The 26257-nt window shown below is 62.1% G+C and carries 29 protein-coding genes; 27 read left to right on the forward strand and 2 right to left on the reverse strand.

Going from position 1 to position 26257, the window contains the following annotated elements; translation table 11 throughout:
• Window positions 1-215 precede the first annotated feature (215 nt).
• The 6 genes from V6766_RS24445 (at window position 216) to V6766_RS24470 (ending at window position 6634) form a co-directional block, all read left to right on the forward strand.
• Window positions 216-1811 carry a DNA-binding protein gene (locus tag V6766_RS24445; RefSeq protein WP_448470881.1) on the forward strand — a complete coding sequence of 532 codons (1596 nt, stop codon included), beginning with the start codon at window positions 216-218 and terminating at the stop codon, window positions 1809-1811.
• Between the two features lie 66 nt (window positions 1812-1877).
• Window positions 1878-2942 carry a DUF7146 domain-containing protein gene (locus V6766_RS24450; protein ID WP_448470854.1) on the forward strand — a complete coding sequence of 355 codons (1065 nt, stop codon included), beginning with the start codon at window positions 1878-1880 and terminating at the stop codon, window positions 2940-2942.
• Between the two features lie 324 nt (window positions 2943-3266).
• On the forward strand, window positions 3267-4187 hold the full coding sequence (locus tag V6766_RS24455) for a DUF2493 domain-containing protein (protein ID WP_448470855.1): 921 nt from the start codon (window positions 3267-3269) through the stop codon (window positions 4185-4187).
• 178 nt (window positions 4188-4365) lie between these two features.
• The gene (locus tag V6766_RS24460) at window positions 4366-5076 is read left to right on the forward strand and encodes a hypothetical protein (RefSeq protein WP_448470856.1); all 711 of its coding nucleotides are present in this window, start codon (window positions 4366-4368) and stop codon (window positions 5074-5076) included.
• Window positions 5077-5294: 218 nt separating this feature from the next.
• On the forward strand, window positions 5295-5735 hold the full coding sequence (locus V6766_RS24465) for a hypothetical protein (RefSeq protein WP_448470857.1): 441 nt from the start codon (window positions 5295-5297) through the stop codon (window positions 5733-5735).
• 578 nt (window positions 5736-6313) lie between these two features.
• Window positions 6314-6634, forward strand: a complete 321-nt coding sequence (locus V6766_RS24470; RefSeq protein WP_448470858.1) for a DUF736 domain-containing protein — start codon at window positions 6314-6316, stop codon at window positions 6632-6634.
• Between the two features lie 69 nt (window positions 6635-6703).
• Here V6766_RS24470 and V6766_RS24475 read toward each other — a convergent pair whose 3' ends face one another.
• Complete coding sequence (locus V6766_RS24475; RefSeq protein WP_109769498.1) at window positions 6704-6922, reverse strand: helix-turn-helix domain-containing protein; 219 nt, start codon at window positions 6920-6922, stop codon at window positions 6704-6706.
• Window positions 6923-7147: 225 nt separating this feature from the next.
• Between V6766_RS24475 and V6766_RS24480 the strand changes: the two genes are divergently transcribed.
• From V6766_RS24480 to V6766_RS24535, 12 genes are all read left to right on the forward strand, one after another.
• A complete protein-coding gene (locus V6766_RS24480) occupies window positions 7148-7411 on the forward strand; it encodes a DNA -binding domain-containing protein (RefSeq protein ID WP_448470859.1) in 264 nt (87 codons plus the stop codon).
• 120 nt (window positions 7412-7531) lie between these two features.
• Entirely contained in the window at window positions 7532-7819 is a 288-nt protein-coding gene (locus V6766_RS24485; protein WP_448470860.1) for a transcriptional regulator domain-containing protein, read from the forward strand.
• Between the two features lie 148 nt (window positions 7820-7967).
• The gene (locus V6766_RS24490; protein WP_448470861.1) at window positions 7968-8294 is read left to right on the forward strand and encodes a DUF2285 domain-containing protein; all 327 of its coding nucleotides are present in this window, start codon (window positions 7968-7970) and stop codon (window positions 8292-8294) included.
• Window positions 8295-8414: 120 nt separating this feature from the next.
• Window positions 8415-8690, forward strand: coding sequence for a helix-turn-helix transcriptional regulator (locus V6766_RS24495; protein WP_448470862.1), 276 nt, complete (start codon window positions 8415-8417; stop codon window positions 8688-8690).
• A gap of 9 nt (window positions 8691-8699) precedes the next feature.
• Window positions 8700-9812 carry a replication initiator protein A gene (locus V6766_RS24500; RefSeq protein ID WP_448470863.1) on the forward strand — a complete coding sequence of 371 codons (1113 nt, stop codon included), beginning with the start codon at window positions 8700-8702 and terminating at the stop codon, window positions 9810-9812.
• Window positions 9809-10447: a ParA family partition ATPase gene (gene parA, locus V6766_RS24505; RefSeq protein WP_448470864.1), complete on the forward strand. Its 639-nt coding sequence runs from the start codon at window positions 9809-9811 to the stop codon at window positions 10445-10447. The genes V6766_RS24500 and parA overlap by 4 nt, the downstream gene beginning before the upstream one ends.
• The gene (locus V6766_RS24510) at window positions 10444-10689 is read left to right on the forward strand and encodes a ribbon-helix-helix protein (RefSeq protein WP_448470865.1); all 246 of its coding nucleotides are present in this window, start codon (window positions 10444-10446) and stop codon (window positions 10687-10689) included. The genes parA and V6766_RS24510 overlap by 4 nt, the downstream gene beginning before the upstream one ends.
• On the forward strand, window positions 10686-11189 hold the full coding sequence (locus V6766_RS24515; protein ID WP_448470866.1) for a DUF2840 domain-containing protein: 504 nt from the start codon (window positions 10686-10688) through the stop codon (window positions 11187-11189). The genes V6766_RS24510 and V6766_RS24515 overlap by 4 nt, the downstream gene beginning before the upstream one ends.
• Window positions 11186-11731 (forward strand): conjugative transfer signal peptidase TraF, encoded by a 546-nt coding sequence (gene traF, locus V6766_RS24520; RefSeq protein ID WP_448470867.1) that lies wholly within the window; start codon window positions 11186-11188, stop codon window positions 11729-11731. The genes V6766_RS24515 and traF overlap by 4 nt, the downstream gene beginning before the upstream one ends.
• A gap of 55 nt (window positions 11732-11786) precedes the next feature.
• Window positions 11787-12122: a DUF736 domain-containing protein gene (locus tag V6766_RS24525; protein WP_448470868.1), complete on the forward strand. Its 336-nt coding sequence runs from the start codon at window positions 11787-11789 to the stop codon at window positions 12120-12122.
• A gap of 148 nt (window positions 12123-12270) precedes the next feature.
• A complete protein-coding gene (locus tag V6766_RS24530; RefSeq protein ID WP_448470869.1) occupies window positions 12271-12912 on the forward strand; it encodes a lytic transglycosylase domain-containing protein in 642 nt (213 codons plus the stop codon).
• 250 nt (window positions 12913-13162) lie between these two features.
• Window positions 13163-14923, forward strand: a complete 1761-nt coding sequence (locus tag V6766_RS24535) for a relaxase/mobilization nuclease domain-containing protein (RefSeq protein ID WP_448470870.1) — start codon at window positions 13163-13165, stop codon at window positions 14921-14923.
• Between the two features lie 127 nt (window positions 14924-15050).
• Here V6766_RS24535 and V6766_RS24540 read toward each other — a convergent pair whose 3' ends face one another.
• A complete protein-coding gene (locus tag V6766_RS24540; RefSeq protein ID WP_448470871.1) occupies window positions 15051-16352 on the reverse strand; it encodes a hypothetical protein in 1302 nt (433 codons plus the stop codon).
• 292 nt (window positions 16353-16644) lie between these two features.
• Between V6766_RS24540 and V6766_RS24545 the strand changes: the two genes are divergently transcribed.
• The 9 genes from V6766_RS24545 to trbK-alt all read left to right on the forward strand — a co-directional run.
• Window positions 16645-18630: a conjugal transfer protein TraG gene (locus V6766_RS24545; RefSeq protein ID WP_448470872.1), complete on the forward strand. Its 1986-nt coding sequence runs from the start codon at window positions 16645-16647 to the stop codon at window positions 18628-18630.
• Between the two features lie 10 nt (window positions 18631-18640).
• A complete protein-coding gene (locus V6766_RS24550; protein ID WP_448470873.1) occupies window positions 18641-19075 on the forward strand; it encodes a ribbon-helix-helix domain-containing protein in 435 nt (144 codons plus the stop codon).
• Window positions 19076-19156: 81 nt separating this feature from the next.
• Complete coding sequence (locus V6766_RS24555) at window positions 19157-20950, forward strand: NACHT domain-containing protein (protein ID WP_448470874.1); 1794 nt, start codon at window positions 19157-19159, stop codon at window positions 20948-20950.
• Between the two features lie 227 nt (window positions 20951-21177).
• A complete protein-coding gene (trbB, locus tag V6766_RS24560) occupies window positions 21178-22161 on the forward strand; it encodes a P-type conjugative transfer ATPase TrbB (protein ID WP_448470875.1) in 984 nt (327 codons plus the stop codon).
• On the forward strand, window positions 22158-22490 hold the full coding sequence (locus tag V6766_RS24565) for a TrbC/VirB2 family protein (RefSeq protein ID WP_448470876.1): 333 nt from the start codon (window positions 22158-22160) through the stop codon (window positions 22488-22490). Before trbB ends, V6766_RS24565 begins: the two co-directional genes overlap by 4 nt.
• The gene (locus V6766_RS24570) at window positions 22490-22750 is read left to right on the forward strand and encodes a VirB3 family type IV secretion system protein (RefSeq protein WP_448470877.1); all 261 of its coding nucleotides are present in this window, start codon (window positions 22490-22492) and stop codon (window positions 22748-22750) included. Before V6766_RS24565 ends, V6766_RS24570 begins: the two co-directional genes overlap by 1 nt.
• A gap of 8 nt (window positions 22751-22758) precedes the next feature.
• Window positions 22759-25200, forward strand: a complete 2442-nt coding sequence (trbE, locus tag V6766_RS24575) for a conjugal transfer protein TrbE (protein ID WP_448470878.1) — start codon at window positions 22759-22761, stop codon at window positions 25198-25200.
• Window positions 25197-25970, forward strand: a complete 774-nt coding sequence (gene trbJ, locus V6766_RS24580; protein ID WP_448470879.1) for a P-type conjugative transfer protein TrbJ — start codon at window positions 25197-25199, stop codon at window positions 25968-25970. Before trbE ends, trbJ begins: the two co-directional genes overlap by 4 nt.
• Window positions 25971-25980: 10 nt before the next feature.
• On the forward strand, window positions 25981-26257 hold a 277-nt coding region (gene trbK-alt, locus V6766_RS24585), incomplete at its 3' end, for a putative entry exclusion protein TrbK-alt (protein WP_448470880.1).

Here is a 26257-nt window from a genome sequence, read left to right on the forward strand (position 1 = left end):
TAGAATCAGCGTTATCCAGCCAAAAGGACACTTGACGCATAACCTAACCGCTGCATCCGCTCGATCAGTTTCGTGCCTTCCTGACTCTGAAGGAGAAGGGCCAGTCCGAGGAGGAGATCGCCGCGACCTTCTTCGTCTCGGTCAATGTCGTGAAACAGCGGCTGAAGCTCGCTTCCGTCTCGCCGAAGCTGCTCGAAATCTATGCCGAGGACGGTATGTCGCTCGACCAGTTGATGGCGTTCACCGTGTCGGGTGACCATGAGCGCCAGGAGCAGGTATTCGAGCGCTTGCAGCAGTCCTATGACAAGCAGCCCTACGCCATCCGACGTATGCTGACCGAAGGCGCGGTTCGGGCTTCCGACAAGCGCGCGCAGTTCATCGGGGTCGACGCCTATGTCGAGGCTGGCGGTACCGTGCTGCGCGACCTATTCCAGTCGGACGACGGCGGCTGGCTGCAGGATGTTCCGCTCGTCGAGGACATGGTGACGGAAAAGCTCAGGCGGGAGGCTGAGGCCATCGTCGCCGAGGGCTGGAAATGGACGGATGCCGCTCCCGATTTCCCCTACGGACACACCTTCGGGCTCCGCCAACTGCGTGGCGAGGAAATCCCTCTCTCGCCGGAGGAGGAAGCCACTCGCGACGCGTTGAAGGCTGAATTCGATCAGTTGGAGGAGCAATATGCCGAGGCTGACGAGTTGCCCGACGAGGTCGACGCGCGACTCGGCGAGATCGAGACGGCGCTTGAGGCCTTCGAGGATCGCCCGGTCACATTCGATCCGGAAGAGATCATCCGGGCCGGCGCCTTCGTCAGCATCGCGCCTGATGGCAGCTTGCGTGTTGAGCGTGGTTTCGTCCGTCCCGAGGACGAGATCGTGCCCGAACCGGATACCGATAGCGGAGAAGCTGACGGCACTGGTGGTGCGCAACCGGACGCCGAAGGCAGCGAGGGTGAAACCTCCAGCGGCACGGAGGAACCGTCTGAGACCGATGAGGACGAAGGCCTGTCGCCGATCTCCGACCGGCTGATGTCGGAACTCACCGCCCATCGCACGCTCGGATTGCGCAACGCGCTCGCTGAACGACCGGACATCGCCTTCGTCGCGGCACTGCACGCCCTGACACTGACGGTCTTCTATCACTATAGCTCGGACAGTTGCCTCGAACTCGGCCTGAAAACTGTTGGGTTCAGCGCGCAGACACCGGACTTGAACGACAGTGCGATCGCCGAAGCCGCCAACACCCGGCATGAGGCCTGGTCCAAGCGCTTGCCGAAAGAGTCCGATGAACTCTGGGACGCGCTTCTTCAGTGGAACGATGAAGACAGGGCCAGTCTTTTCGCCCATATCGTCAGCCTCTCGGTCAATGCCATTTCCGAATCCTGGAACCGGCGCCCACGGGCCCTCGCCCACGCGGATGTGCTTGCGCGGACTATCGGCCTCGACATGGCTGCAGCGGGATGGCGTCCGACCGTCGACACGTTCCTCGGCCGCGTCACCAAGGCTCGTATTCTGCAGGCGGTTACCGAGGCGAAGGGCGAGCGCGCCGCCGGTCGCATCGCCCATCTCAAGAAGGGCGACATGGCGACCGAGGCCGAGGCCCTGCTCACAGACACCGGCTGGCTGCCGGAGCCGCTGCGCACGCCGGGCGAACTGGAGCGGAACGGGAATGAAACCATCGGCGATCCGACGGAACCGGAATCGGACGTCGCGGAAACGGCGGCCGAAGGCGGTGAAACGGCCATGGGCACCGATGACGTCCCGGACGAGAATGACGACGCCGAAGCGACATCTCACGTGGTCGCCGCCGAATAGTGCGGTATCCGAACCGGCAAACTGGCCCGCGGCGACGCGGGCCTTTTTCTTTGAGGGAGGCAGAACATGGCGCAATCAGCGAGTGACATCGCGGCGCGGCTCGCCCATGATGCCGAAGCCGTTTGCCGTGAATATCTGTCGGGCGGGCACAAATCCGGCCGCTACTGGATCGTGGGCGACGTGCGTAATACGCCGGGTCGCTCGATGTTCGTGCGCCTGACCGGCCCTAAGTCCGGCAAGGGCGCGGCGGGCAAATGGACTGACGCGGCGACGGGCGAGCATGGTGATCTCCTCGACGTCATCCGGGAAAGCTGCGGTCTGACGGAGTTCAGGGACATCGCTGACGAAGCGCGGCGGTTTCTCAGCCTGCCGCATCCCGAACCGGAGCCGGTATCACCGACCGCACGCAAATCGCCCGCGCCAACGGGTTCGCCACTCGCGGCCAAACGCCTATTCTCGATGGCGCAGCCGATCACGGGTACACTCGCGGAATCGTACTTCCGTAAGCGCGGCATTACGGCTTTGCACGGAACCGGTTCGTTGCGGTTCCATCCACGCTGCTACTACCGGCCCGACGAGCATAGCTCGACGGAGACCTGGCCGGCGCTGATCGCGTCAGTCACCGATCTGGACGGACACCAGACCGGTGCCCATCGCACCTGGCTCGATCCGAACGGGTTCAGCGAGGCGACACTCGGCAAGGCCCCGATCGAGACGTCGCGACGGGCAATGGGCGATCTGCTCGGCCATGCGGTGCGCTTTGGCGCGGCGGGCAAGGTCATGGCGGCCGGCGAAGGGATCGAGACCATGCTGTCGCTGCGATACGTATTGCCGGACATGCCCACGGCAGCCGCGCTCTCCGCGGCTCATCTCGCCGCCATCCTATTTCCCGACACGCTACGCCGGCTCTATATCGTCCGCGACGACGATCCGGCGGGTGACGGTGCACGGGATACGCTCGTCGAACGAGCTGATGCGCTCGGCATCGAGGCGCGACCGCTCTCGCCGATGCTGGGCGATTTCAACGAGGATCTGCGCCTGCGTGGCATCGACGCCTTACGGGCCTCGATCCGGGTCCAACTCGCGCCGCAGGATATCGCCAGGTTCATGGAGTCCGGTCTGTCCGCCTGAACGGGGCAGCGGTGCGGGATATGGCGGTGACGTCGCAGCTATCGTGAACGGCTCCCTATGAAAGTCGGAGAGGGCCGAGCCCCGGCCTTCTCAGAGAGGCGACCGGACAGCAGGCGGCCCGGTCAGGCAATGGCTGCGGCCAACGATTTTCCCTCGGCCCTGCGGGCCTTTCCATCGCGAAACAGAATCGCCGGCCTCCGCCATCCTCCGCTGCCGCTCCGGTCCTTGCGCTGCCGCTCCAGGATGCAGGCCCGGCCCGCCCGCCGTCTTTCGGCGTCACGAAGGCCGCGGCGGGCGCGGCCAACCGACTAAGGGAGCCACCCGATGACACCCGACGACGACACCTTCGAACCCCATCACGAATCCTCGCCGACCGAGTATGCGCTGAACGAATTGGAACTCCACGGCTACCGCCATAACGGATACGGTCCGGACCCACGCCTCGTCCCGGAGGACAACGTGATCGCAGGTGCCGTCTCCGACATCTTCGACGCCCTGATCGCCACCATGGCGGATACCGCCCTAGATGGCGAACTTGATGACCTCCTCTGGTCGACCGTCAGCATGTTCCATCGCGCCGCCGACCGGCTCGAACGCAAGCTCGACGACAACGAGCAGGCCCAGAAGCGCGGGCAGCGCGAGCAGGACGGCTCGGAGATCAAGGCCGTCGAGCTCGAACGCCTCATCGAGACCGGACAAGGCCTCATCGAACGGCGCGACAGCCTGGAGGTTTTCCGCGATAGCGCCGCCGAACATTTTCTGCGCACCACCGGATCACCCTGGTCACCGCGCACCGGCTCGCAGGTGAACCACCGCGCACTCACGTCGGCCATGATCGACAGCCGCGACTTCATCGCCGAGCGCAAGCGCGCCAACCGCGAGGTGCTCCTGCCAGCAGGCCCGAAGGTCGCCGTCTCCGGAGGCGCAGACTTCAACGATCACAAGCTGATCTGGGACAAGCTCGACCAGGTGCATGCCAAGCATCCCGACATGGTTCTGATGCACGGCAAGTCGCCGAAGGGCGCCGAGAAGATCGCCGCTCGCTGGGCCGATCACCGCAACGTCACCCAAATCGGCTTTGCGCCGGACTGGACGAAACACGGGCGCGCCGCGCCCTTCAAGCGCAACGATCAGATGCTCGATGTCCTGCCGATTGGGGTCATGGTATTCCCAGGCACCGGCATTCAGGAGAACCTCGCCGACAAGGCAAGGAAGCTCGGCATCCCGGTGTGGCGGTTCGAATGAGCCGCCGCGAACGACAGCTCAGCAAACTACAGTCGCCGTCCCCCGCAAAAGAACTGATTTTCCAGATGATGGATCGTTTTCCCCTGACAGTTTTCGGGGCTTGGCGTAGGTTCTGTTTCTTCGTTGAGGTCAACGCCTACCTTGCGAAGACGCGCTATACTGGCAAAGGATTTGGCGGGTGCGAGAAATTGAGGATTTCACCGACGATCGACTGAAGGCTTGGTGCATCCATTGTGGCACTGTGATTGCCGACATCGAGAGCAATCGCGACCATGTTCCGACCAAGTCGCTCCTGACGAAGGCGCTTAGAGAGCGGGGAGCCAACTATGACCGCGGCGCGGGTGATGAATTGGATTACTTGCCACAGGTTATCGTCTGTCGGCGTTGCAATTCCAGTTTCTCGCCCGACGAGAACTACCTTCTCTGCGTGCTTCACGCGGTCATGGCTGGCAGCCTTTATCCCGATCCCGTGAAGCATCCCGAAGCGGCAAGCGTATTGCGGAGCAATCGGCACGTGGTTCGCTCCCTCAAGAGAGCACCTGACGGACAGCTTCTCCTGTTCGAGGACTTGAAGCCGTTCACTCTCTATCCGGACACCGACAGAGTAAGGCGCGTCATCGTCAAGAACGCGCGAGGTCACGCTTATCACGAGATCGCAGAGCCGCTGCTCCAAGCGCCTGATCATGTCGCCTTCGTGCCCTTGGAGCAGTTGAGTCCCGAGCAGCGCGACGCCTTCGAGACTGTCGGTACCGGCGCGGAACTTTCTGTCTGGCCAGAGGTCGGCAGTCGCATGACCTCCAGCTCTTCGACGAGGAAGTCATGGTCGGTGGTTGGATTACGGTCGAGCCCGGTCGTTACCGCTATTGCATCGACTGGACTGAAGCCGTGACGGTGAAGACGGTAATATGGGAATATCTCGCCACCGAGACACGCTGGGAACGATAGACATCTATCAACGCCTGAGGTGACAGGATTATTGGCGGCGGCAAATTCAGTTCGGAGTAGACCATACGACTCGAAGAGCTACCAACGTTGTGATACACACCCAACGTGCCATGGTGGTGGTGGAGGCGCGTCCGTTCAAACTCATCTGACGGAGACACCACCATGCTTATTTTATCGATTATCGGATCCCTTGCCGCGATTGGCGTCCTCTGCTGGTTGCTGTTCACACTCTCGATCTACGCGTTGCCTGCACTCGGTGGCGTGGCGGCCGGAATGTGGGCCTATCAGACCGGAGCCGGCCTGCTCGGCAGCATCCTTATCGGACTTGTTGGCGCTGGCCTTGTGTTCGGCATCGGGCAGTTCCTCATCCTGTTCGCCCGGCCCATGTGGCTGAAACTCGCGGTATCGCTCGCCTTCGTCGCGCCGGCGGCGATTGCCGGCTTTCACGCCGCCCACGGCATCGTCAAACATCTTATGCCGTCGGAAACTTGGCAGACCGCCTTCTCCGTGATCGGCGCGGTGGCGGTCGGCATCACGGCCTTCGTGCGCGTGACCTCCATGGCCCCGCCCGGATCTGCCGGGCAGACCGCCGCCAGCATCTGAACACAACGATAGGCGAAGCCGGGACAGGGGCTGAGGTCTTGCCGCGCCCGTATCGAAGGCTGAGGAATGTGGATGCGCGGTACGGGACGGATCGATAGTTTCGGTCGAGCGCGGGCGCGCCCGGACGGCATGGTGTAATCTGCCCCGAACAGCGCGGCCGGTGCCGGATGCAGAGTGGCTTGTTTCTGCATCGGGTTGCATCGCTGGTTGTAAAGCGGACTAGCCTGCAGGGCCGCAGTCGATTTCCGTGCCTTCGCCGGACTTAAACCGGGGTGTTCGGTGTTGCCACTATCTCCTTGAACATCCCGGTGAGCCAACCGCTCCAAACGGCCTCTTCAATTGGCTGATCTGGCCGAAGGCCAGCTGCGCCTCGATCGCCTATGGCGCAATGGCGCCCGTCAATTTTCCTCCCCTGGCCGCTATGCGGCCATTCCTCGCGCGGCAAGAAACCCGCCGGATCGCCATCCTCCGCTGACGCTGCGGTCGCAAGCGATGCGCCGTCGATCGCCTCCGGCCTCCCCGATCGCCATCGAGGCCGCATGGTGCGGGCTCGAAACCAGTGATCAAGGAGACCTACCATGGCAACCATCGGCACCTTCAAGAAGTCCGGCAACGAATTCACCGGCGAAATCGTCACCCTCAACGTGCAGGCCAAGAACGTCCGCATCGTCCCCGAAACCAACCAGACCAGCGAGAACGCTCCCAGCCACCGCGTCCTGGTCGGCCGCGCCGAGATCGGGGCCGCCTGGTCCAAGCAGTCTAACGAGGGCCGCGACTATCTCGGCCTCAAGCTCGACGATCCGAGCTTCACCGCACCGATCTACGCCAACCTCTTCGAGGACGATGACGGCGGTTACAGCCTCATCTGGTCCCACCCCACCCGCCGCAACGGCGAGTGATCGCAAACACCGCCCCTCCCGGCACACCGGGCGGGGCCGTTATCGTTGTTGGTGAATGGAACCCGGCGATCACACCTGATCGTCGGGCTCGACAAGTTGCATGTGGCTAACGCCGAGAGCTTGAGCCAGTTCGTAAAGGGTAATCACGGTCGGATTCCTCCGGCCGCGCTCCAAACTGCTGAGATATTGCTGGCTGAATCCGGAACGCGCTTCCACCTCTTCCTGGGTCAGGCCCTTTTCCCGACGCAGGCGGGCAAAGTTCCGGCCGACCAGTTTGCGCATGTCCATGCGCGGGAAGATCGCGGTTTACATACTTTAAGTTTATCAACTATAGTATGTAAATGGAGCATCACATTGCATTGATGGACCACTGCCCGCATTCCAGCCGCGAACCTGTACCCCAAGAAATTGCCCGTTTTTTCTTTGATCCGATTGCCGGGCGGCGCCCCAATGTGTTCAAATTGTGTTAACGAAAAAGGCGGGATTTCATAACCTGCCGCGATGGGACAGCGGATGGCCAACCCGGACTACCTCGATGAACCGCCGGTAGATGATCGGATCACCGATTACGATCGCACGCATTTCAAGACCTATCTCCGGCTCCTTGACGCCGACGCCGAGGGCGCGGACTGGAAGGAAGCCGTCGAGATCATTTTCGGGATCGACCCGATGCAGGAGCCGGACCGTGCACTTCACATCCACACATCGCACCTTGCACGAGCGCGTTGGATGACCGAGCACGGCTATCGCCATCTCCTGAGCGGAAATCCGCGATAATTGGACCCGTGATGCAGCGTCGGCATCACACCTTGCCCCAACCGAGACTTCCGCGACTACAATCAGAACGCGATCTTTATCGCCTGGGGGTACCTGTCAGCTTCGAGCGGAGGCGTATCCATGGCGGAGGACGCGGACTGGCGACACGGTAAGGCCTTCGACTATATCGACCGGCTCGACCCGGAGGGTTTGGCATGGGAGTTTCTCCGCCGTAACCGCAAATACCAGGAAGACTACAAAAAGATCCCGACAGAGAAGCGCGAAACCGCAAACGATCCGCTGACCAGATTGTGGGGGTTGCGATTTCCCGGCTTCCCCGACCCTTCCCGCCACCGATGCGAACATCTTTTTTGCTCCAGGTATCGATCCTGGAACGCTCATCCTGACAGCGCTTCCGCACTTCCCTGAATCCGACCTTCCGTCCCTCTTCCTGCCCGAGGCCGATACATTCCAGGCACCCGAGGGCCATTTCCTCTTCGTCGATATCAGCAAACATCGGTTCCCGGCCCTATGTCCGGGCACGCAGATACCGGCAGGACCGGTCGCACCCATAACCTTGCTTGATCGCTTTCTGGAGGATCGTCTCGATGCGATCCGAAGGTTCTCGCACGCTATGAACGGGCGCCGTTCCGTCAAGGACCAGCGCGTCACCCCCTACCGCAGGAACAATCTCCGGCAGATGCTGCGGGTGATCGATGGGCGCCGATCCGGCGCGACCTTCCAAGAGATCGCCGAGATCGTTCTTCGCGCCGATCGCGTCAATGCCACGGCGTGGAAATCCATGCCCGAACGCGACACCGTCATGCGTCGCTTCCGCGAAGGCATGAAACTCGTCGAAGGCGCCTATCGCACCCTCCTGTACCGCCGCCATCCGTTGCCGTGACGAGGGTGCGAAAACGCCGTCGCGTCATCGCACTCCCTCACGCCGTGCCTTCTCCGCCACCGTGCTCCCGTCGAACCGCCGATATCCGGCGGTCGTCCCATGGACCACGGAGGCACGATCATGTCCGCAACGCCCACCAACCTGCCGCCACGCTATCTGAGAACCCCCGAAGCCGCGCGCTTCCTCGGCCTGTCCGGCCGGACGCTCGAGAAGCACCGCACCTATGGGACCGGCCCCGCCTATCGCAAGCTCGGTGGTCGCGTCGTCTATTCCGTCGAGGATTTGCAGGCTTGGGCGAACCGCGGCGCCAAGACATCGACCTCCGATCCCGGTGCTGACACGGTGCTGCCCGCCAAGCGGCACGACGACATCCCGCGCGGCGCCAATCGCCGCTGATCTCCAACCATGGCGCGATCCCGCACATCGGAGAGGCAGCAGCTCGAACTGTTTCGCGCCCTCCCGAGCGATCTCGCGCCCCGCGATGCGCAGGACCTCATGGCCTATCCCTTCTTCAGCCTCGCCAAATCCCCCCGCACCACACCGATCGACTATCGCTCCGGCGCGGTGGCGATCCGCGTGGAGGCCGTGCCCAAACACGGCATGGCGACCATCTGGGACGCCGATATCTTGATCTGGGCGGCAAGCCAGATCGTGGAGGCACGCGACAACGGCTTCCGCACCTCGCGGCTGATGGCGGCAACACCCTACCAGATCCTCACCTTCATCGGCCGCGGCACCGGCGCGCGCGATTACCAGCGTCTCAAGGCGGCCCTCGACCGCCTGCAATCGACGACGGTGGCAACGACGTTGCGTCAGCCGCCACACAATCCGCGGGCGCATTCCGGCAACGCGGACAGGACGGCGCGGCGCATGCACCGCTTCTCCTGGATCAACGAGTGGACGGAGCGCAGCGACGCGCGCGGCAATCCCGAGGGGATCGAACTGATCGTGCCGGACTGGTTCTACAAGGCCGTTCTCGACGACGCGCTCATCCTCACCATAGACCGGGCCTATTTCGGCCTGACCGGCGGGCTCGACCGCTGGCTCTACCGGATCGTCCGAAAGCACGGCGGCAAACAAGCGAGCGGCTGGCGCTTCGATTTCCGGCACCTCTATCTCAAGTCCGGCAGCCTCTCTCCCTTCAAGCGGTTCGCCTTCGAACTGCGCGCCATCGTCAAAAGGCAGGCGCTACCGGGCTATCACCTGTCCCTCGAATTCGAGCCGCGCCGCACCCTGCTCGCTTTCGAGCCGGCGCCTTGTGCAGAAGCTGTGGACGCCGTCGTGCTATCGGGAACCCGGACTATCGTGCCATCGGGAACCGCACCCTCGTGCTATCGGGAACCCGAACCGGGGTTAAGCTCTGATGAGCAAACAGATAATCGCGCCCCTAACTTAGAATCTAACAAAGAATCTAACTTCTTAAGAGGCGGGCACTCTGGGGAAAACCTCGATCAGGCTCCCGGCCCGGTCCCCATCACCGATGCACCAAATCCGCGCAACGCCGGAGGTGCATCATGATCGTGGCCCTCCTCAATCAGAAGGGTGGCGTCGGAAAAACGACCCTTGCCCTGCACCTGGCCGGTGAATGGGCACGACGCGGAGATCGGGTCACGCTTGTCGATGCCGACCCTCAGGGCTCCGCACTCGACTGGTCGGAACAACGCGCCAGGGAAGGTCTGCCAAGGCTCTTCGGCATCATCGGCCTGGCGCGCGACACGCTGCATCGTGAAGCGCCCGAACTTGCCAGCAACACGGACCACGTCGTCATCGACGGACCGCCCCGCGTTGCTGGACTAATGCGCTCGGCGTTGCTCGCCGCAGACATCGTTCTCATCCCCGTACAACCCTCGCCTTTCGACGGCTGGGCCTCCGCCGAGATCCTGCGGTTGATCGAGGAGGCGCGGATATTCCGGCCACAACTCGTCGTGCGTTTCGTTGTCAACCGCTCGGCTACACGTACCATCATCGCCCGCGAAACCTCCGAGGCGCTGGCCGACCAGGACCCGCCCGTCCTGCGGTCGTCCATCGGCCAACGCGTCGTCTTCGCAACCGCCGCCCAACTCGGCCGGCTCGCCTTCGAGATCGATCACGACAGCCCGGCCGCGAAGGAGATCACCATCCTTGCCACCGAGATCGGGAGGCTCGCCCGATGACGGATCGGCCCACCAAACGTGGTTTCGCGGCGCGCCCCGGCGATCCCGAGGACTGGATCAAGTCGGCGAGCCGCGCCGAGGCGAAACGCCCCGACTACAGCGCACGGTTGACCATCGACATCACGCCGGAGCTGCGCGGGCGCATCAAGATCGCCGCCTTCGAACGCGGCGTCACCGTCGCCGACATGCTGCGCGATCTCCTCGCCCGCGAATTCCCCGAATCCGAAGGAGACCAGCCATGACCGGCAACGTCGCGCCGCGCATCGGCGGCAACCACGCGGACACCCTGACGCGCGTCGAACTCACCTGGATCGAGAAGCGGATCGAACACTGGATCCGGTTCGGCCACGTCGCCGACGAGCAAATTCTCGACCGGAAACGGCGCATCGTCAGCTTTGCCGCGGGCAGTATCTTCGCCTTTGCCCGGTGGGCCGCGAACGACTATGGCACGATCATCTCCCGCATCGACATCGTCCATGCGGTGGCACCGGGCGCGCCCTATCAGACGCTTCCCTTCGTGCGCCCCGGTGGAGACATCCTGCTCAAGATCACCGGCTGGCCGAAGGTCGAGCAGGTGCTGCAGGCCGTCGACGCCATCGAGGCGCTCGACATCGATCCTGTCGACGTCGCGCCGGACTATTGGCGTCACGTCCACAATCGTCTGACCGTCGCGCAGGAACCGCGCAGCTATACGCGCACCCAGCATCATGCCTGGCGGCTGCGGCAAAGGGCCGAACCATGACCCGGTTCGGCTACGCCATGGTCACTTGCCTCAGCGTGACGGCAATCGGCGTCTCGGCATCAGTTCCCGTGACCCCATGGTTGCTCTGGAACGCCTCGGCCAGCGCGCCGGTCGGTCTCTATTTCATCCAGTCGGACAGCCATTTAGAGGTTGCCGACCTCGTCGCCGTCGCACCGCCGGCACCCCTCGCTCACATGCTTGACCAACGCGGATATCTGCCGCTCGGCGTGCCGCTGCTGAAACGGATCGCTGCGCTCCCAGGTCAGCAGGTCTGCCGGCACGGTCGCGCCGTGACCGTCGACGGGATCGCGATGGCGGAGGCGCGGCAACAGGACAGGGCCGACCGCGCCCTGCCTGTCTGGCAGGGCTGCCGGCGCATCGGTGACGGTGAAGTCTTTCTCCTCAATTGGCAGCATCCAGACAGTTTCGACGGTCGGTATTTCGGGCCTCTGCCGCGAAGCGCCGTCATCGGCCGCGCCGTCCCGCTGTTCACCGACGAGGCCGGAACCGGTCACTTCGAATGGCGCGCGCCTGTTCGATGAGAACCGCATCCACGCAATCGCAATTCTCACCCCTCCACGATGAAAGGACCAACCCATGACCCAGATCGGACACTTCACCCGCACTAAATCCGGCTACAGCGGACGCATCAGTACGTTGACGCTCGACCGCGAACTGACGCTTCTTCCAGCCGAAAGCACCGATGCCAAAAACGCGCCGGACTACCGGGTCCATGGTGGGGACGGCTCCGGCCCGGAAGTCGGAGCAGCCTGGAACCGCACAGGTGAAAAGGCCGGGGACTACCTCTCCCTGCAGATCGACGACCCGGCATTCGATCGTCCGATCCGCGCCAACATGTTCAAGCTCGACACCAAAAACGATACTTGGACGCTGCAGTGGAACCGCCCCCCGAAGCGCGGCGACAAGGACTGAAACCATGTCTCGCATCCGTCGATTCCATCGGGCGGGACCTGCAATGCGCGGGCTCCCGTCGGCTGGCGAAGGCCTTCTTCTCCTTTCCGGCCTGTTGACTTTAGGTACCTCGCTGCCCGTCTTCGCGGTCAGCGCAACGGCGCAGACCATGGCGACCGAAACGCGACCCGCCATCGATCCCTACAACGCGTATGTCGCCGAGGCGTCGCAGCGTTTCGGGCTTCCCGAACGATTGCTCCGCGCCGTGATGACGGCCGAAAGCGACGGGATCGTGCGCGCCGTCTCGTCCAAAGGCGCGATGGGCCTGATGCAGATCATGCCCGATACCTGGATCGAGTTGAGCGCCCGATATCGCCTGAGGAACGACCCTTTCGATCCGCGCGACAACATCCTCGCGGGCACCGCCTATCTGCGCGAACTCCTTGACCAATACGGCTCGCCGGGTTTCCTCGCCGCCTATAATGCCGGACCGGGCCGCTACGACGAATATCTCGTCGACGGACGCCCGCTGCCGGCCGAAACGCGCAACTACGTTGCGGTTCTCGCGCCCTATGTCGACGCCTCCGCCGCTTCCCTCGCGGTGATTCCTGTGCAGATCAACCGCAGCGATTGGACGCAATCACCGCTCTTCGTCGCGCAAGCCGACGGCAGTGCCACCGCTGTTTCGGCGGTCTCGTCGGTGAAGCCTGCAACCGTCACACAGACACAGGCTGACGGCACCGACATGGATCTCACTCCTCGGGACAGCGGGCTGTTCGTCACGCCGTCCCAGCCGAGCAAGCGCCAATGACCACGAGTGCATCATGGCGAAGACTGGCGTGCTCCCGCAAAGACCTGACGGAAATGCGTGCTGAGGGGGAGAGCACGACCGAAGGACGGCGAGATAAAAGGGGCACGCCGCTCGAACCGCAAGTCATTGAAATGACATGGGTTCCGGCGTGCCGGTCGGTCGGGTCGCGTGCCGACGCCGATGAATTGTCATGTGATTTCAATGCTGTTCGCGGCACCGCGGCCCAATTCCGGTATGAGGAAGGGGCGCGATGAGCAGCGACGAGCGCGACTTCCGTATCCGCCCTGGCCGTATTCGCGACAAACGGGTTCCCCGCCAGAAGAGCTTCATCAACCAGGTGATCCGCGCCGCCAGGAAGTCCGGGCATGTCTCGGGGCCCGGAAGTGGTGGCCGCAGTTCCGGCTACGGCCGATCGAGCTTCGGCCGAGGCCGCACGCGCTTCGCCCGCGCCCGCTTGTTCAGCCCGTCCAGGCGCGTCGTCGTCAAGGCCCGTGTCGTCCGTCACAAGGGCCGCGCCTTTCGATCCGCGCCACTTACCGCCCATGTCGCCTATCTGAAACGCGAGGGCGTGACCCGCGATGGCGAACGCGGCATCATGTTCGATGCGAAAGGCGACAGTGCCGACGACAGCGCTTTCGCCGAACGCTGCGAGCACGACCGGCATCATTTCCGTTTCATCGTCTCACCCGAGGACGCCGCCGACATGCAGCACTTGAAGGCCTTCACCCGCGATCTCACGCGACAGATGGAGTCCGATCTCGGCACCAGGCTCGATTGGATCGCCGTCGATCATTGGAACACCGACAATCCGCATGTCCATCTGCTTGTCCGCGGCGTCGACGAGACCGGCGCCGATCTCGTCATCTCTCGCGACTATATCAGCCGTGGCCTGCGCTCGCGCGGCGAGGAACTGGTCTCGCTGGAACTCGGCCCGAAGCCGGAACACGAAATCCGCGCAACGCTCGAGAAGGAGATCACGGCGGAGCGCTGGACGAGCCTCGATCGCGAAATCCGTTTCGCCGCCGACGATACCGGGCATGTCGATCTCCGCCCCGATGCCGGTGACATGAGCAACAGCGAACCCCGCCGGCTGATGATCGGCCGCCTGCAGCATCTGGAGAAGATGGGCCTCGCAACCCCCGCCGGTTCCGGCGAATGGATGGTTGGGCTCGAGGCCGAACACAAGCTGCGCGATCTCGGTATGCGCGGCGACATCATCAAAACGATGCACCGCGCCTTTGTCGAACGTGGCCAGGACCGTGGTATCGGTGACTTCGCGATCGAGGCCGGAGATGAGGCCTCGCCGATTATCGGTCGGCTCGTGGATCGTGGACTGCATGATGAACTGACCGGCGAGGCCTATGCCGTGATCGATGGCACCGACGGGCGCGCACATCATGTCCGCTTCCAGGGCATTGAGGCCTTCGAGCATGCGCCGCCTTTTGGCGGCATCGTCGAGGTGCGACGCTTCGGCGAGGCGGGAGACCGCCGGTCCACCCTTGTCCTGGCGCTGCGCTCAGATCTCGATCTCAAGGCACAGATCAATGCACAGGGCGCCACTTGGCTCGATCACCGGCTGGTCGAACGAGATCCTATGCCGCTCTCGACGGGCGGGTTCGGCGGCGAGGTCAGCGACGCGATGAAGGAACGCGCCGAACACCACGCTGAGAAGGGGCTCGCGCGACGGCAGGGACAGCGCATCATTCTGCAGCGCGACCTGCTCAACACATTGCGCCGGCGTGAACTGGACGCCATAGCCGCAAAGCTCGCCGATGAGACGGGATTGCCCCATGTGAAATCCGCGACCGGCGAACATGTCACCGGTACCTACCGCCAAAGGCTGACACTATCGTCCGGTCGCTTTGCCATGATCGACAACGGCCTCGGCTTCCAACTCGTGCCTTGGTCGCCGTCGCTTGAGAAAAAATTGGGGCAAGAGGTCTCGGGGCTGGTGCGTGGGAGCGGCGGTGTCGATTGGAGCTTCGGCAAGAAGCGAGGGCTGAGTTTGTAAAACACGCCGATGTTCTGGTCGACCGAAGCACGCGTTTTAGAAACACGCAACAAATGACGCTCAGAGTCCGCTGCCGAGTTTGCAGAGTTAGGCGCTCCTTCCGAAGGCTGGTGGGCACGCCTTTCGTCTATGCCTCAGTATTGAAACGCTCCGGATCAAACTGCTGCAATATCCGAGTGACCTCCGCCTCCGTGCTTCGCTGTAGTGCAAAGAGGTTCCTCACGCGATTGTAAGCGTCGGTAAGAAACTTAAGCTGCGCTTCCGAACTCCAGTCTGCGTTCTGTCGATCTTCTCGAGTGTCGTTTCGACGGGACGGTGTCCGATCTCCCTGCCATTCGGAGAACCACTTTAGATCCTTGACGCCAAAGAGCCCCGCCTCAACACGCCGGACTTTCCGCGCTTGAAATCGGTCCAATACCGCCATTGTCTGCCGCAGCAAACGTGACCACTGCCCCAGCATCGGATGATCCCTAAGCAGAAGCTGTCCCTGGTGCTGGGTGATCACGCTGCCATGCAACATCCAGAACTCTCCGGTATCCTCGAAAAACATGGTCATGTTGTTTGACGAGGCCTCATGGGCTTCCGACCAATCGGTGATCCAATAGCGGACGAATCCCTCCTCGGTAGCACCAAAGTTGCCGTCGCGCGCGCTATCGCTTGGTGCCTCGACACTCTTGGACTGGTGCAGCCCAGCAATATCCGAAACTGCTGGCACCCCATTCTTCCAACCAGCGGGAATAATCCGCATGTAAGCGCGCGGGACGTCGGGGATCGCCACCTTCTCGCGTTTCGCTCCTCCGAACGCATCATTATGCGTAAGTGTGTCTCCGGCCGACGCCCATATCGAGTAGTTCTTGGGATTCGTTGGAACTCCAGTGATTCTGGACGCGGCTGAAATATCGTCGGCATGCTCCTCGAGGTTTGTACGCAGTGCCTCCTTCAGTTCCTTAACGAGCTTTGATCGCACAGCCGACCGAGTTTGTTTATCGGCGTTGTCGGCTAGCACGAATGTGACGACACGCCTTTGACGAATATCGAATGGAAGGTCCTCTACCTTCGCACCGCTGGCCAAATTCAGAATTCCAATAACACGCTCCCAGCCGGGTCTATGCATCGCCCATCCGAGTTCGATCATCACGTTGGGGTTTGGTAACCACTTACCGTCTGCCGATTGTGCGATGGGGGTAAGATCAGCAACGAATACTGCCGCATCTGCAATCTTATTGAGAATAGTGGCGGCAATGTCCGCCATGCCCCGTTCGCCTTTGGTATCATGATCTATTTCAGGGCGATCTGCATCATCAACACCTATCTCGTCGGCGACTAGTTCAATTGCTTCGACCAGTGCATCGCGAATAAAGTGCCGACATGTCTTCGGCGAGTAATCACTTTGCCAAGACCAGAATACCTTTGATGCATTTTCGTCCATTCGATCCCGACTTTCTGGGCGGCCGTTTGAACAGGGATATGCTTGATCGAGCTAACCCCGTGATTCTAGGCACCACGACCCTACTACAACGTCATCGCCACAACAGATCGACTGTCGCCGGCGGGCGACAACGTGGAGGAGATGAAGACGGTGTAAATGCTGCAACATTGAATGCAATTTGTCATTGAGACTCATTGGTTTTACCTTTCTGTACGCTGCGACCGCCGACCCCGCGATCACGGTCTTATAACTCTTGAAATTGGCGCGACTTACGAACTGATCTCGGTTTGCCATGTCCGCAACCAAGATCCTCTGGGGCCAAATTGCCGTTGTCTTCCTGATCGTCCTCATCGCCACATGGGGCGCGACGGAATGGGTTGCTTGGCGGCTTGGTTTCCAGCCGCGACTTGGAACACCTTGGTTCAATCTGGCGAATTTCCCCTTCTACTATCCACCGGCCTTCTTCTGGTGGTGGTTTTTTTATGAGGCCTACGCGCCACCGATCTTCGTCGAAGGCGCGGTCATTGCAGCTTCGGGCGGATTTCTATCGATCGGCGTCGCGATCACGATGTCAGTTTGGCGCGCGCGGGAAGCCAAGGACGTCGTTACCTACGGCTCGGCACGCTGGGCGGAACCGAAGGAATTAGCCAAGAGCGGATTGCTCGGGTCGGATGGCGTCGTACTTGGCAAATTCGAGGAGCACTACCTGCGCCATGACGGGCCCGAACATGTACTTTGTTTCGCACCCACGCGGTCCGGCAAGGGCGTCGGCCTGGTGGTTCCCTCGCTCCTGACCTGGCCCGGCTCGGCCATCGTCCACGACATCAAGGGCGAGAACTGGGATCTGACCGCCGGCTTTCGCTCAAGGCATGGAAGAGTTCTGCTCTTCGATCCGACCGACCCCAAATCCTGCGCCTACAATCCTCTGCTCGAGGTCCGGCGCGGCGACTGGGAAGTACGCGACGTTCAGAATGTCGCCGACATTCTCGTCGATCCCGAGGGATCGCTCGAACGGCGCAATCATTGGGAAAAGACCAGCCATTCGCTTCTGGTCGGTACCATCCTTCATGTCCTCTATGCCGAACCGGACAAGACCCTCGCGGGTGTCGCCGCATTCCTCTCCGATCCGAAGCGGCCGATCGAGGCAACGCTCAAAGCAATGATGACGACGCCGCATCTAGGCGAGGCCGGCCCCCATCCGGTGGTTGCGTCCGCGGCACGGGAACTTCTGAACAAGGCCGATAACGAACGCTCCGGAGTTCTCTCCACCGCCATGTCGTTCCTCGGTCTCTATCGCGATCCTGTGGTGGCAAAGGTGACCCGTCAGTGCGACTGGCGCATCGCCGATCTGATCGACGGAGAACAACCCGCCACCCTCTATCTCGTGGTGCCGCCCTCCGACATCTCGCGCACCAAACCGCTCATCCGGCTGGTTCTCAATCAAATCGGACGTCGGCTGACCGAAGACCTGCAGGCAACGAACCGGCGCCAGCGCCTGTTACTCATGCTCGATGAGTTTCCGGCACTCGGCCGGCTGGATTTCTTCGAGAGCGCCCTCGCCTTCATGGCAGGCTACGGGCTGAAGGCCTTTCTCATCGCGCAATCGCTCAACCAGATCGAGAAGGCCTATGGACCGAACAATGCGATCCTGGACAATTGCCATGTTCGGGTGAGCTTTGCGACCAATGACGAACGCACCGCCAAGCGCGTTTCCGACGCGCTCGGCACCGCGACCGAGATGCGCGCGATGAAGAACTATGCCGGGCACAGGCTCGCGCCGTGGCTCGGTCACCTCATGGTGTCGCGGCAGGAGACCGCGAGACCTCTGCTCACGCCCGGCGAAGTCATGCAGCTACCCACCACAGATGAGATCGTTATGGTGGCGGGATTGCCGCCCATCCGGGCCAAGAAGGTCCGCTACTACGAAGACACAAGATTCACCGAGCGGATCGCCGCACCGCCGGATCCGACCAAGCGCGCTCCGTCCCAAAAGCGCGATGCCTGGTCCGGTCGCATCGTCACGCAGATCACCAAATCTGATCGAGACGAGGACGTTAGTTCCCAAGACGCGGCGAATGACGGAATCCGGCGACAGCCAGACCTGCCTGAACACGAAGACGTGGTGCTGCCGCCCAAAGAGCCGAAACCGTCGAGGGAGTTCGACCTGCTTGAAGACGATGCCGACGAGCTCGCGAAACAGGCGCGAGCATTTCGTCAACAGGGCCGCCAAATCGCTCGGCAGGCGACCCTGGACCCAAAAGACGGCATAGAATTGTGAGGTCAGTGTCATGCGCAGCCGGATGAATGTCTATTTCCCGCCAGAGATGCTGAAGCAGATCGCCGATCTCGCTGACCGCAAGGGTCTGTCCCGTTCCGCCATCGTCGAGGCGGCCGTGGCGTCGTTTTTGTCACCCGACGGGTCTGATCGGATGGAGGCAGCTTTCACGCGCAGGCTCGACCGTCTCACACGACAAGTTCAGCGTCTGGAACGGGATGTCGGTATCAGCGCCGAGACGCTGGCTCTATTCATCCGGTTCTGGCTGACGATCACGCCGCCACTCCCTGAGGACGCCCAATCCTCTGCCCAGATCAAGGGCAGGGAACGCTTTGAGGGCTTTGTCGAGACGCTCGGCCGACGATTGCAGAAGGGGCAGAGCTTCCTAAGGGAAGTTCCGGAAGATATCGGGGCAGAGCCGCAATCCGCGGAGACCGACGAACAGTAGCGAAGGTTCATTGTCGCTCCCTTGACATCAGCACGAACGCAGTTGCTCCATGTGGTAAACCTTTTTCTCGAGGTATTGCCAGTGCGGAAGAGCAAGTACAAATATGAGATTGGACGTGCATCTTGGCATGATTTCGCGGCAATCGTGGAAAATATACTTGGCGCCATTCTTCCAAACATCACCCAATCGAAGCACCTTCTGCAACTCGATCGAGAAGGTGTCGACGTCTATCAGTTTGAAGACGAAACGTTTCAGATCGGCCTTGCCGTACAATGCAAGGGCTATGAACGAGAATGGCACTCGGAGCGGGTCGAGGATCTGAAAGGGGAAATCGCAAAGTTCATCCGTAAGGCTCAACCGGTCAACGAATACTGGCTCGTTCTCAATCGAAGCATTCCGAACACTAACGACCGGAAGGCGATCGAATCCGCGCTGGCCGGAATCGTATCGGCGGGAAAAGCCAAAACCGCGAAGCTGCTCGACCTCGACAAGTTCATCAAGGAAGTGAGCAGTCGCGCCGCCGAGAAGTTCAGGCAGTTGTCGCAAACATCGAGACAGGCGCTGGCTGATGACTATCGCGCCCGAATGGCATCGGTTGACTACCTTCCGCATATTCCATTCCGGAATCTAGACGCTGCAAAAACCGATGTCACATCGCATATCATCCAGGCCATGCACAGCTATGTGGCGAACGCGAAACCGGCGCACACAGGCCGATATCGCAAATCACCACGCTACCTGATCACCGGCAGCTTCGGATTCGGAAAAACACTCGGACTACATGCCTTGGGAGAACTTTGGGCTCAAGAGAACCATGATGTGTACTTCTTTCCGGCCGCAAATCTGAGCGAGAGGGCTTTCGTCAATTCGGCCGGTCTTCTGTCCGATGTGATGCTGCAGATCGTCGATGATGATCTAGCCGAAAACGAAATGGCTCTTGGTATTCTACAAGACGCCTGTAAACATGCGTTCCGAACCAGCTACCCGCTGCTTCTGATCGACGCAATCGACGAAAGCCAGTTCTGGAACGACCCTGAACGGCTTAGCATGCTCTGGTTCTCGATAGAACAACTCGGTATCCCGGCTGTCGTTACCGTTAGAGACGAGCTATTCGATTCCCGTCCGCTGGATTTCGCGACCTCCGACAGCAAGCCGTTTTTTGAGCGCCTGCAACTGACGGATTGGGATCATTCGCTGATGACCCGATTTCTGGACCGATTTGCGTCTCAAAGAGACGCAAACCCTCCTGATACCTTCCTCGCATTTCGGCACGTTGTCGCAAGCGGGCGCTACGAAGACCATTATGGCGACATTCCCAAACGACCGCTCTTCCTGAGCATGCTTGCCGAGGATGCGTGGCAGGGCGATGATCCTGAGTTGGAGCTCTACCGTCTCTATGGCAAGTACTTCCGCACCAAGCTCCAACGCGACTGGGCAAGTGTCGCGGCACCTGGTCGGCTGGTCAGAGGCAAGGAGATTGCCCGGCAATTTGGAAAAGAAGAGGCTGCGGAAGCTCTAATTCGCATGATGCAGAAACTGGCGCTCGTCCTGCATGAGCGCAAGGATGATCCCTCCTCGCCAGAAGCATCGACATTCACCGAAGAAGTGTTGAGGACATGTGTAACCGGCACCATTGGACCGGTCGACCAGATCGAAGACGTGCTGTTCACGTCACTTATCCAACCGGCCGGACGAGATCCGATCACCAAGCACCGTGTCTATCGATTTGCGCACCAATCCTTCCGTGACTGGTTTCTTGCAAGAGCGTTAGTCGAACAGCGCGCCGACACCAATGGAAGCGACCTTACCAGAACAGTCGAAGGATTTGCGACCGCGATGGGGCAAGCAGTCGCCCGCGGCGAGAGCTTGCCATAAGCCCGCGTTACCGTCTCCTATCGAAAACCCGTACCAACGAGCAATCAGAGCGGTACGATCAGGCTGCCCACAAGGACAGATACAACTGGTCGACCTCCGTTACCCTGTCTTTACACGCTACGCCCCTACTACGCCCTTGACGCTGTTGCACGGGGCCATTTCCTGCCTCTCTTACTCATCCCCGAGCCGGGATCGCCATCGCGATCCTACCCGCAACCGGGGGCGAGATGTCAGCGACCTTCCAAAGATCCGAAACCTCCACGCGCGGCGCGCGCATGCTGCGCACCGCGCTCGGCCCTGCCATCGCGCGCTTCCTCGAAGAGCCCGGCATCGTCGAGGTGATGCTCAACCCGGACGGCCGGCTCTGGATCGACCGGCTGTCCGAGGGACTTTCCGATACAGGTGAACTGGTTGCCCCCGCGGACGGCGAGCGGATCATCCGGCTGGTTGCCCACCATGTCGGCGCCGAGGTTCATGCCGGAAGCCCCCGCGTATCCGCAGAGCTGCCGGAAACGGGAGAGCGCTTCGAGGGTTTGCTGCCGCCCGTTGTCACGGCTCCCACCTTCGCCATCCGCAAGCCGGCCATCGCCGTCTTCTCGCTCGACGACTACGTCGCCGGCGGCATCATGGACGCCGGCCAGGCCAATGCCCTTCGCACGGCGGTCGCCAATCGCAAGAACATCCTGGTTGCCGGCGGCACCTCGACCGGCAAGACCACACTGACCAATGCGCTGCTCGCAGAGGTGGCGAAGAGCGCCGACCGCGTGGTTATCATCGAAGACACGCGGGAACTGCAATGTGCAGCACCCAACCTGATCGCCATGCGCACCAAGGATGGCGTCGCAACGCTCTCCGATCTCGTCCGCTCCTCCCTTCGGCTGCGCCCCGACCGTATCCCCATCGGCGAGGTGCGCGGGCCGGAAGCGCTTGACCTCCTGAAGGCGTGGGGCACCGGGCATCCCGGCGGCATCGGCACAATCCATGCCGGGACAGCCATCGGGGCACTGCGTCGGCTCGAACAACTGATCCAGGAAGTCGTCGTCACGGTTCCCCGCGCGCTGATCGCCGAGACCATCGATCTCGTCGCCGTCCTCTCGGGCCGTGGTTCAGAACGCCGCCTCGCTGAACTCTCCGCCGTCACCGGCCTCAGGCCCAACGGTGACTACCAACTCACAGCAATCATTCAAACCCCGGAAGGAACCACCGCATGATCCGTCTCGTCTCCCGCCTTCGCTGTCAGATCACCGGCACCACCTCGTCGCTCGTCATCACCATGATGATGGCGCCCGCCGCCCACGCGGCGGGATCGTCCATGCCCTGGGAAGCGCCGCTCCAGTCCATCCTTGAATCCATCGAGGGACCGGTCGCCAAGATCATCGCGGTGATCATCATTATCATCACCGGGCTGACGCTCGCCTTCGGCGATACATCGGGCGGGTTCCGTAGGTTGATCCAGATCGTCTTCGGCCTGTCGATCGCCTTCGCCGCTTCGAGCTTCTTCTTGTCCTTCTTCTCCTTCGGCGGCGGAGCGCTCATCTGATGGCGGACGTTCCCGGCTTCATCATCCCCGTCCACCGCGCCCTGACCGAGCCCATCCTCCTCGGGGGAGCGCCGCGTGCGATCGCCATTCTGAACGGCACGCTCGCGGCCGCACTCGGCCTCGGGCTACGCCTCTGGCTTGTGGGCCTTGTCTTGTGGGCCATCGGCCATGCCACCGCTGTTTGGGCCGCAAGGCGCGACCCGCTCTTCGCCGATGTCGGCCGCCGGCATCTGCGCGTTCCCTCTCATCTGAGCGTCTGACGATCCCCATGATGAACCTCACTGAATATCGCCGCACCTCCGCCCGGCTCGCAGACTACCTCCCCTGGGGGGCCTTGGTCAGCAAAGGCATCGTTCTCAACAAGGATGGGTCTTTCCAGCGCACCGCCCGTTTTAGGGGACCTGACCTCGACAGCGCAGTTCAGGCCGAACTGGTCGCCGTCGCGGGACGGCTCAACAACGCCTTTCGCCGTCTCGGCTCTGGCTGGGCGATTTTCGTCGAGGCAATGCGGGCGCCCGCGTGCGATTATCCGGAAAGCACCTTTCCCGATCCAGCATCGGCACTCGTTGATGCCGAGCGCCGGGCGATGTTCGAGGAGGAAGGCGGACATTTCGAGTCGCACTACTACCTGACCTTTCTCTATCTGCCGCCGGCGGAGGACGCGTCGCGCTCGGAACGGTTCCTTTATGAGGGCCGAGAACGCGGTGGTGACGCCAATGCCCGCGAGCAGCTTCAGGGCTTCATCGACCGAACAGCGCGCGTTCTGGCTCTGCTCGACGGCTTTATGCCCGAATGCACCTGGCTCGATGACGCCGAGACCCTGACCTATCTGCATGCGACAGTATCGACCAACCGGCACCGCGTGCGTGTGCCCGAAACTCCGGTCTATCTCGACGCGCTCTTGTCCGATCAGCCGCTCACCGGCGGCCTCGAGCCGATGCTGGGCCGCGCCCATCTGCGAGTTCTGACCATCATCGGCTTCCCAAGTTCCACGGCACCGGGAATTCTCGACGAACTTAACAGCCTCGCCTTCCCTTATCGCTGGTCGACCCGCGCCATCCTGCTCGACAAGGTCGATGCCACCCGCCTTCTCACGCGTATCCGCCGGCAATGGTTCGCCAAGCGCAAATCGATCGCTGCCATCCTCAAGGAGGTGATGACCAACGAGGCGTCCGTGCTCGTCGACACCGATGCCGCGAACAAGGCCGCAGACGCCGACGAGGCCTTGCAGGAACTTGGTGCCGACATCGCCGGACAGGCCTATGTGACCGCGACGCTGACGGTGTGGGACGAGGACCCGCGCATCGCCGACGAAAAGCTGCGGCTCGCCGAGAAGGTGATCCAGGGACGGGACTTCACAGCGATGCCGGAAACCGTCAACGCGGTGGAAGCCTGGCTCGGCAGTCTTCCCGGCCATGGCTACGCCAATGTCCGGCAACCGCCGATTTCCACGCTGAACCTTGCCCACATGATCCCGCTCTCGGCGGTGTGGGCGGGGCCGGAACGGGACGAGCACCTTGCGGCTCCCCCTCTGCTTTTCGGCAAGACCGAAGACTCGACCCCGTTCCGGTTTTCCCTTCATGTCGGCGATGTTGGCCACACCATGGTCGTCGGCCCGACCGGCGCCGGGAAATCCGTATTGCTGGCCCTGATGGCGCTGCAGTTCCGCCGCTACGCGCGAGCCCAGATATTCGCTTTTGATTTCGGGGGATCGATCAGGGTCGCGACGCTCGCCATGGGCGGGGACTGGCACGATCTCGGCGGCGGATTGACGGATGGCATCGAGGATCGCGTCGCCCTGCAGCCGCTGGCACGCATCCACGATGTTCCCCAACGCGCCTGGGCCGGCGACTGGATCACCAACATCCTGCGCCGGGAAGGTGTGACGATCGATCCCCGGTCCCGCGAGCATCTCTGGGAAGCGCTCACCTCGCTCGCCTCTGCTCCCATTGAAGAACGCACCATGACGGGGCTCTCGGTCCTGTTGCAGTCGCAAGACCTGAAGCGCGCCCTCCAGCCCTATTGCGTCGGCGGTCCCTATGGCCGGCTGCTCGACGCCGAGAGCGAACGCCTCGGCAAGGCGCCGGTCCGGGCCTTCGAGACCGAGGACCTGATCGGAACCGGAGCGGCGCCTGCTGTTCTGGCCTATCTCTTTCATCGTATCGAGGCGCAACTCGACGGGCGACCGACCTTGTTAATCATCGACGAGGGCTGGCTGGCGCTCGACGATAAGGGTTTTGCCGGCCAACTCCGCGAATGGCTGAAGACGCTGCGCAAGAAGAACGCTTCCGTGGTCTTCGCCACACAATCGCTCTCCGACATCGACAATTCCGCGATCGCACCCGCGATCATCGAGAGTTGTCAGACCCGGATATTGCTGCCCAACGAGCGCGCCATCGAACCGCAGATTACCGCGATCTACCGGCGCTTCGGCCTCAACGACCGGCAGATCGAGATCCTCGCCCGGGCGACACCCAAGCGCGACTATTACTGCCAGTCCCGCGCCGGCAATCGCCTGTTCGAACTCGCCCTCGGTGAAGTCGCGCTCGCCTTCTGCGGCGCCTCCTCGAAAGCCGATCACGCCGCCCTCGAAAAGCTCCTCGCCGAACACGGCCGCGAGCAGTTTTCGGACGCCTGGCTGCGCGCCCGCGACATCGGCTGGGCGGCCGACCTCATCCCCACCCTCAACAATATGGAGACACCACAATGATCTTCCGTCGCACCAGCGCGGTCCTCATCGCCGCATCCGTTCTGTCACTGCCCGTCGCCCTGTCGCCCCGGACTACGACGCCTGCCTATGCGCTCTTCGGCTTCGGTGACATCGTCTATGATCCGAGCAACCACGCCGAAAACATCATCCAGGCGGCACGGGCGCTCGAACAGATCAACAACCAGATCAGCTCGCTGCAGAACGAGGCGCAGATGCTGATCAACCAGGCCCGCAACCTTGCGAGCCTGCCGTTCTCAGCGCTGCAGGAGCTTCAGCAATCCGTTCAGCGCACCCAGCAACTTCTGAACGAAGCCCAGCGCATCGCCTTCGACGTTCAGCAGATCGATCAGGCGTTTCAGACCACCTATGGCGATGCCCAGCTTTCAGCCTCCGACCAGGACCTGATCGCCGGCGCCCGCGAGCGCTGGGAAAACACCGTTGCCGGCCTTCAGGACGCGATGCGCGTGCAGGCCGGTGTGATCGGCAATATCGACACCAACCGCACCCAGATGAGCGAGTTGATCGGCCGCAGCCAGGGCGCGACCGGCGCCTTGCAGGCGGCTCAGGCCGGCAATCAGCTTCTCGCCCTGCAGGGCCAGCAGCTCGCCGATCTCACCGCCGTCGTCGCCGCCAACGGACGGGCACAGGCGCTTGCCGATGCCGAGCGGGCCGCCGCCGCCGAACAGGGGCGCGAGCAACGCCGCCGTTTCCTCGAGCCGGGATCGGGTTACCAGCCGGGCAACGCCCAGATGTTCAATGGCGGTAATTGAGGCGCGTGAGATGGACGGCAAGACCCTCGCGCGCATCGGCGCCATCGTCTTCGTCGCGGTCGCCATCACGGCGACCGTGCTCGAACTGACCCGCGAACCGGCGCCGCAATCGGATGCGGTATCCGCACCGGCTGCAGCCGGCTCGTCCAATGACGATCCGGCGCGCAGGGAGTTGCGGCGCTGCCAGCGGCTCGGTGAGGCGGCAACCCGCGATCGGGATTGTCTCGCTGTCAGAGGTGGCTCGGTTTGTCTGAACAGTTTCGGGCGTTTCGCTAAGTGGATTTCCG

Source organism: Martelella sp. AMO21009, from assembly GCF_053484295.1.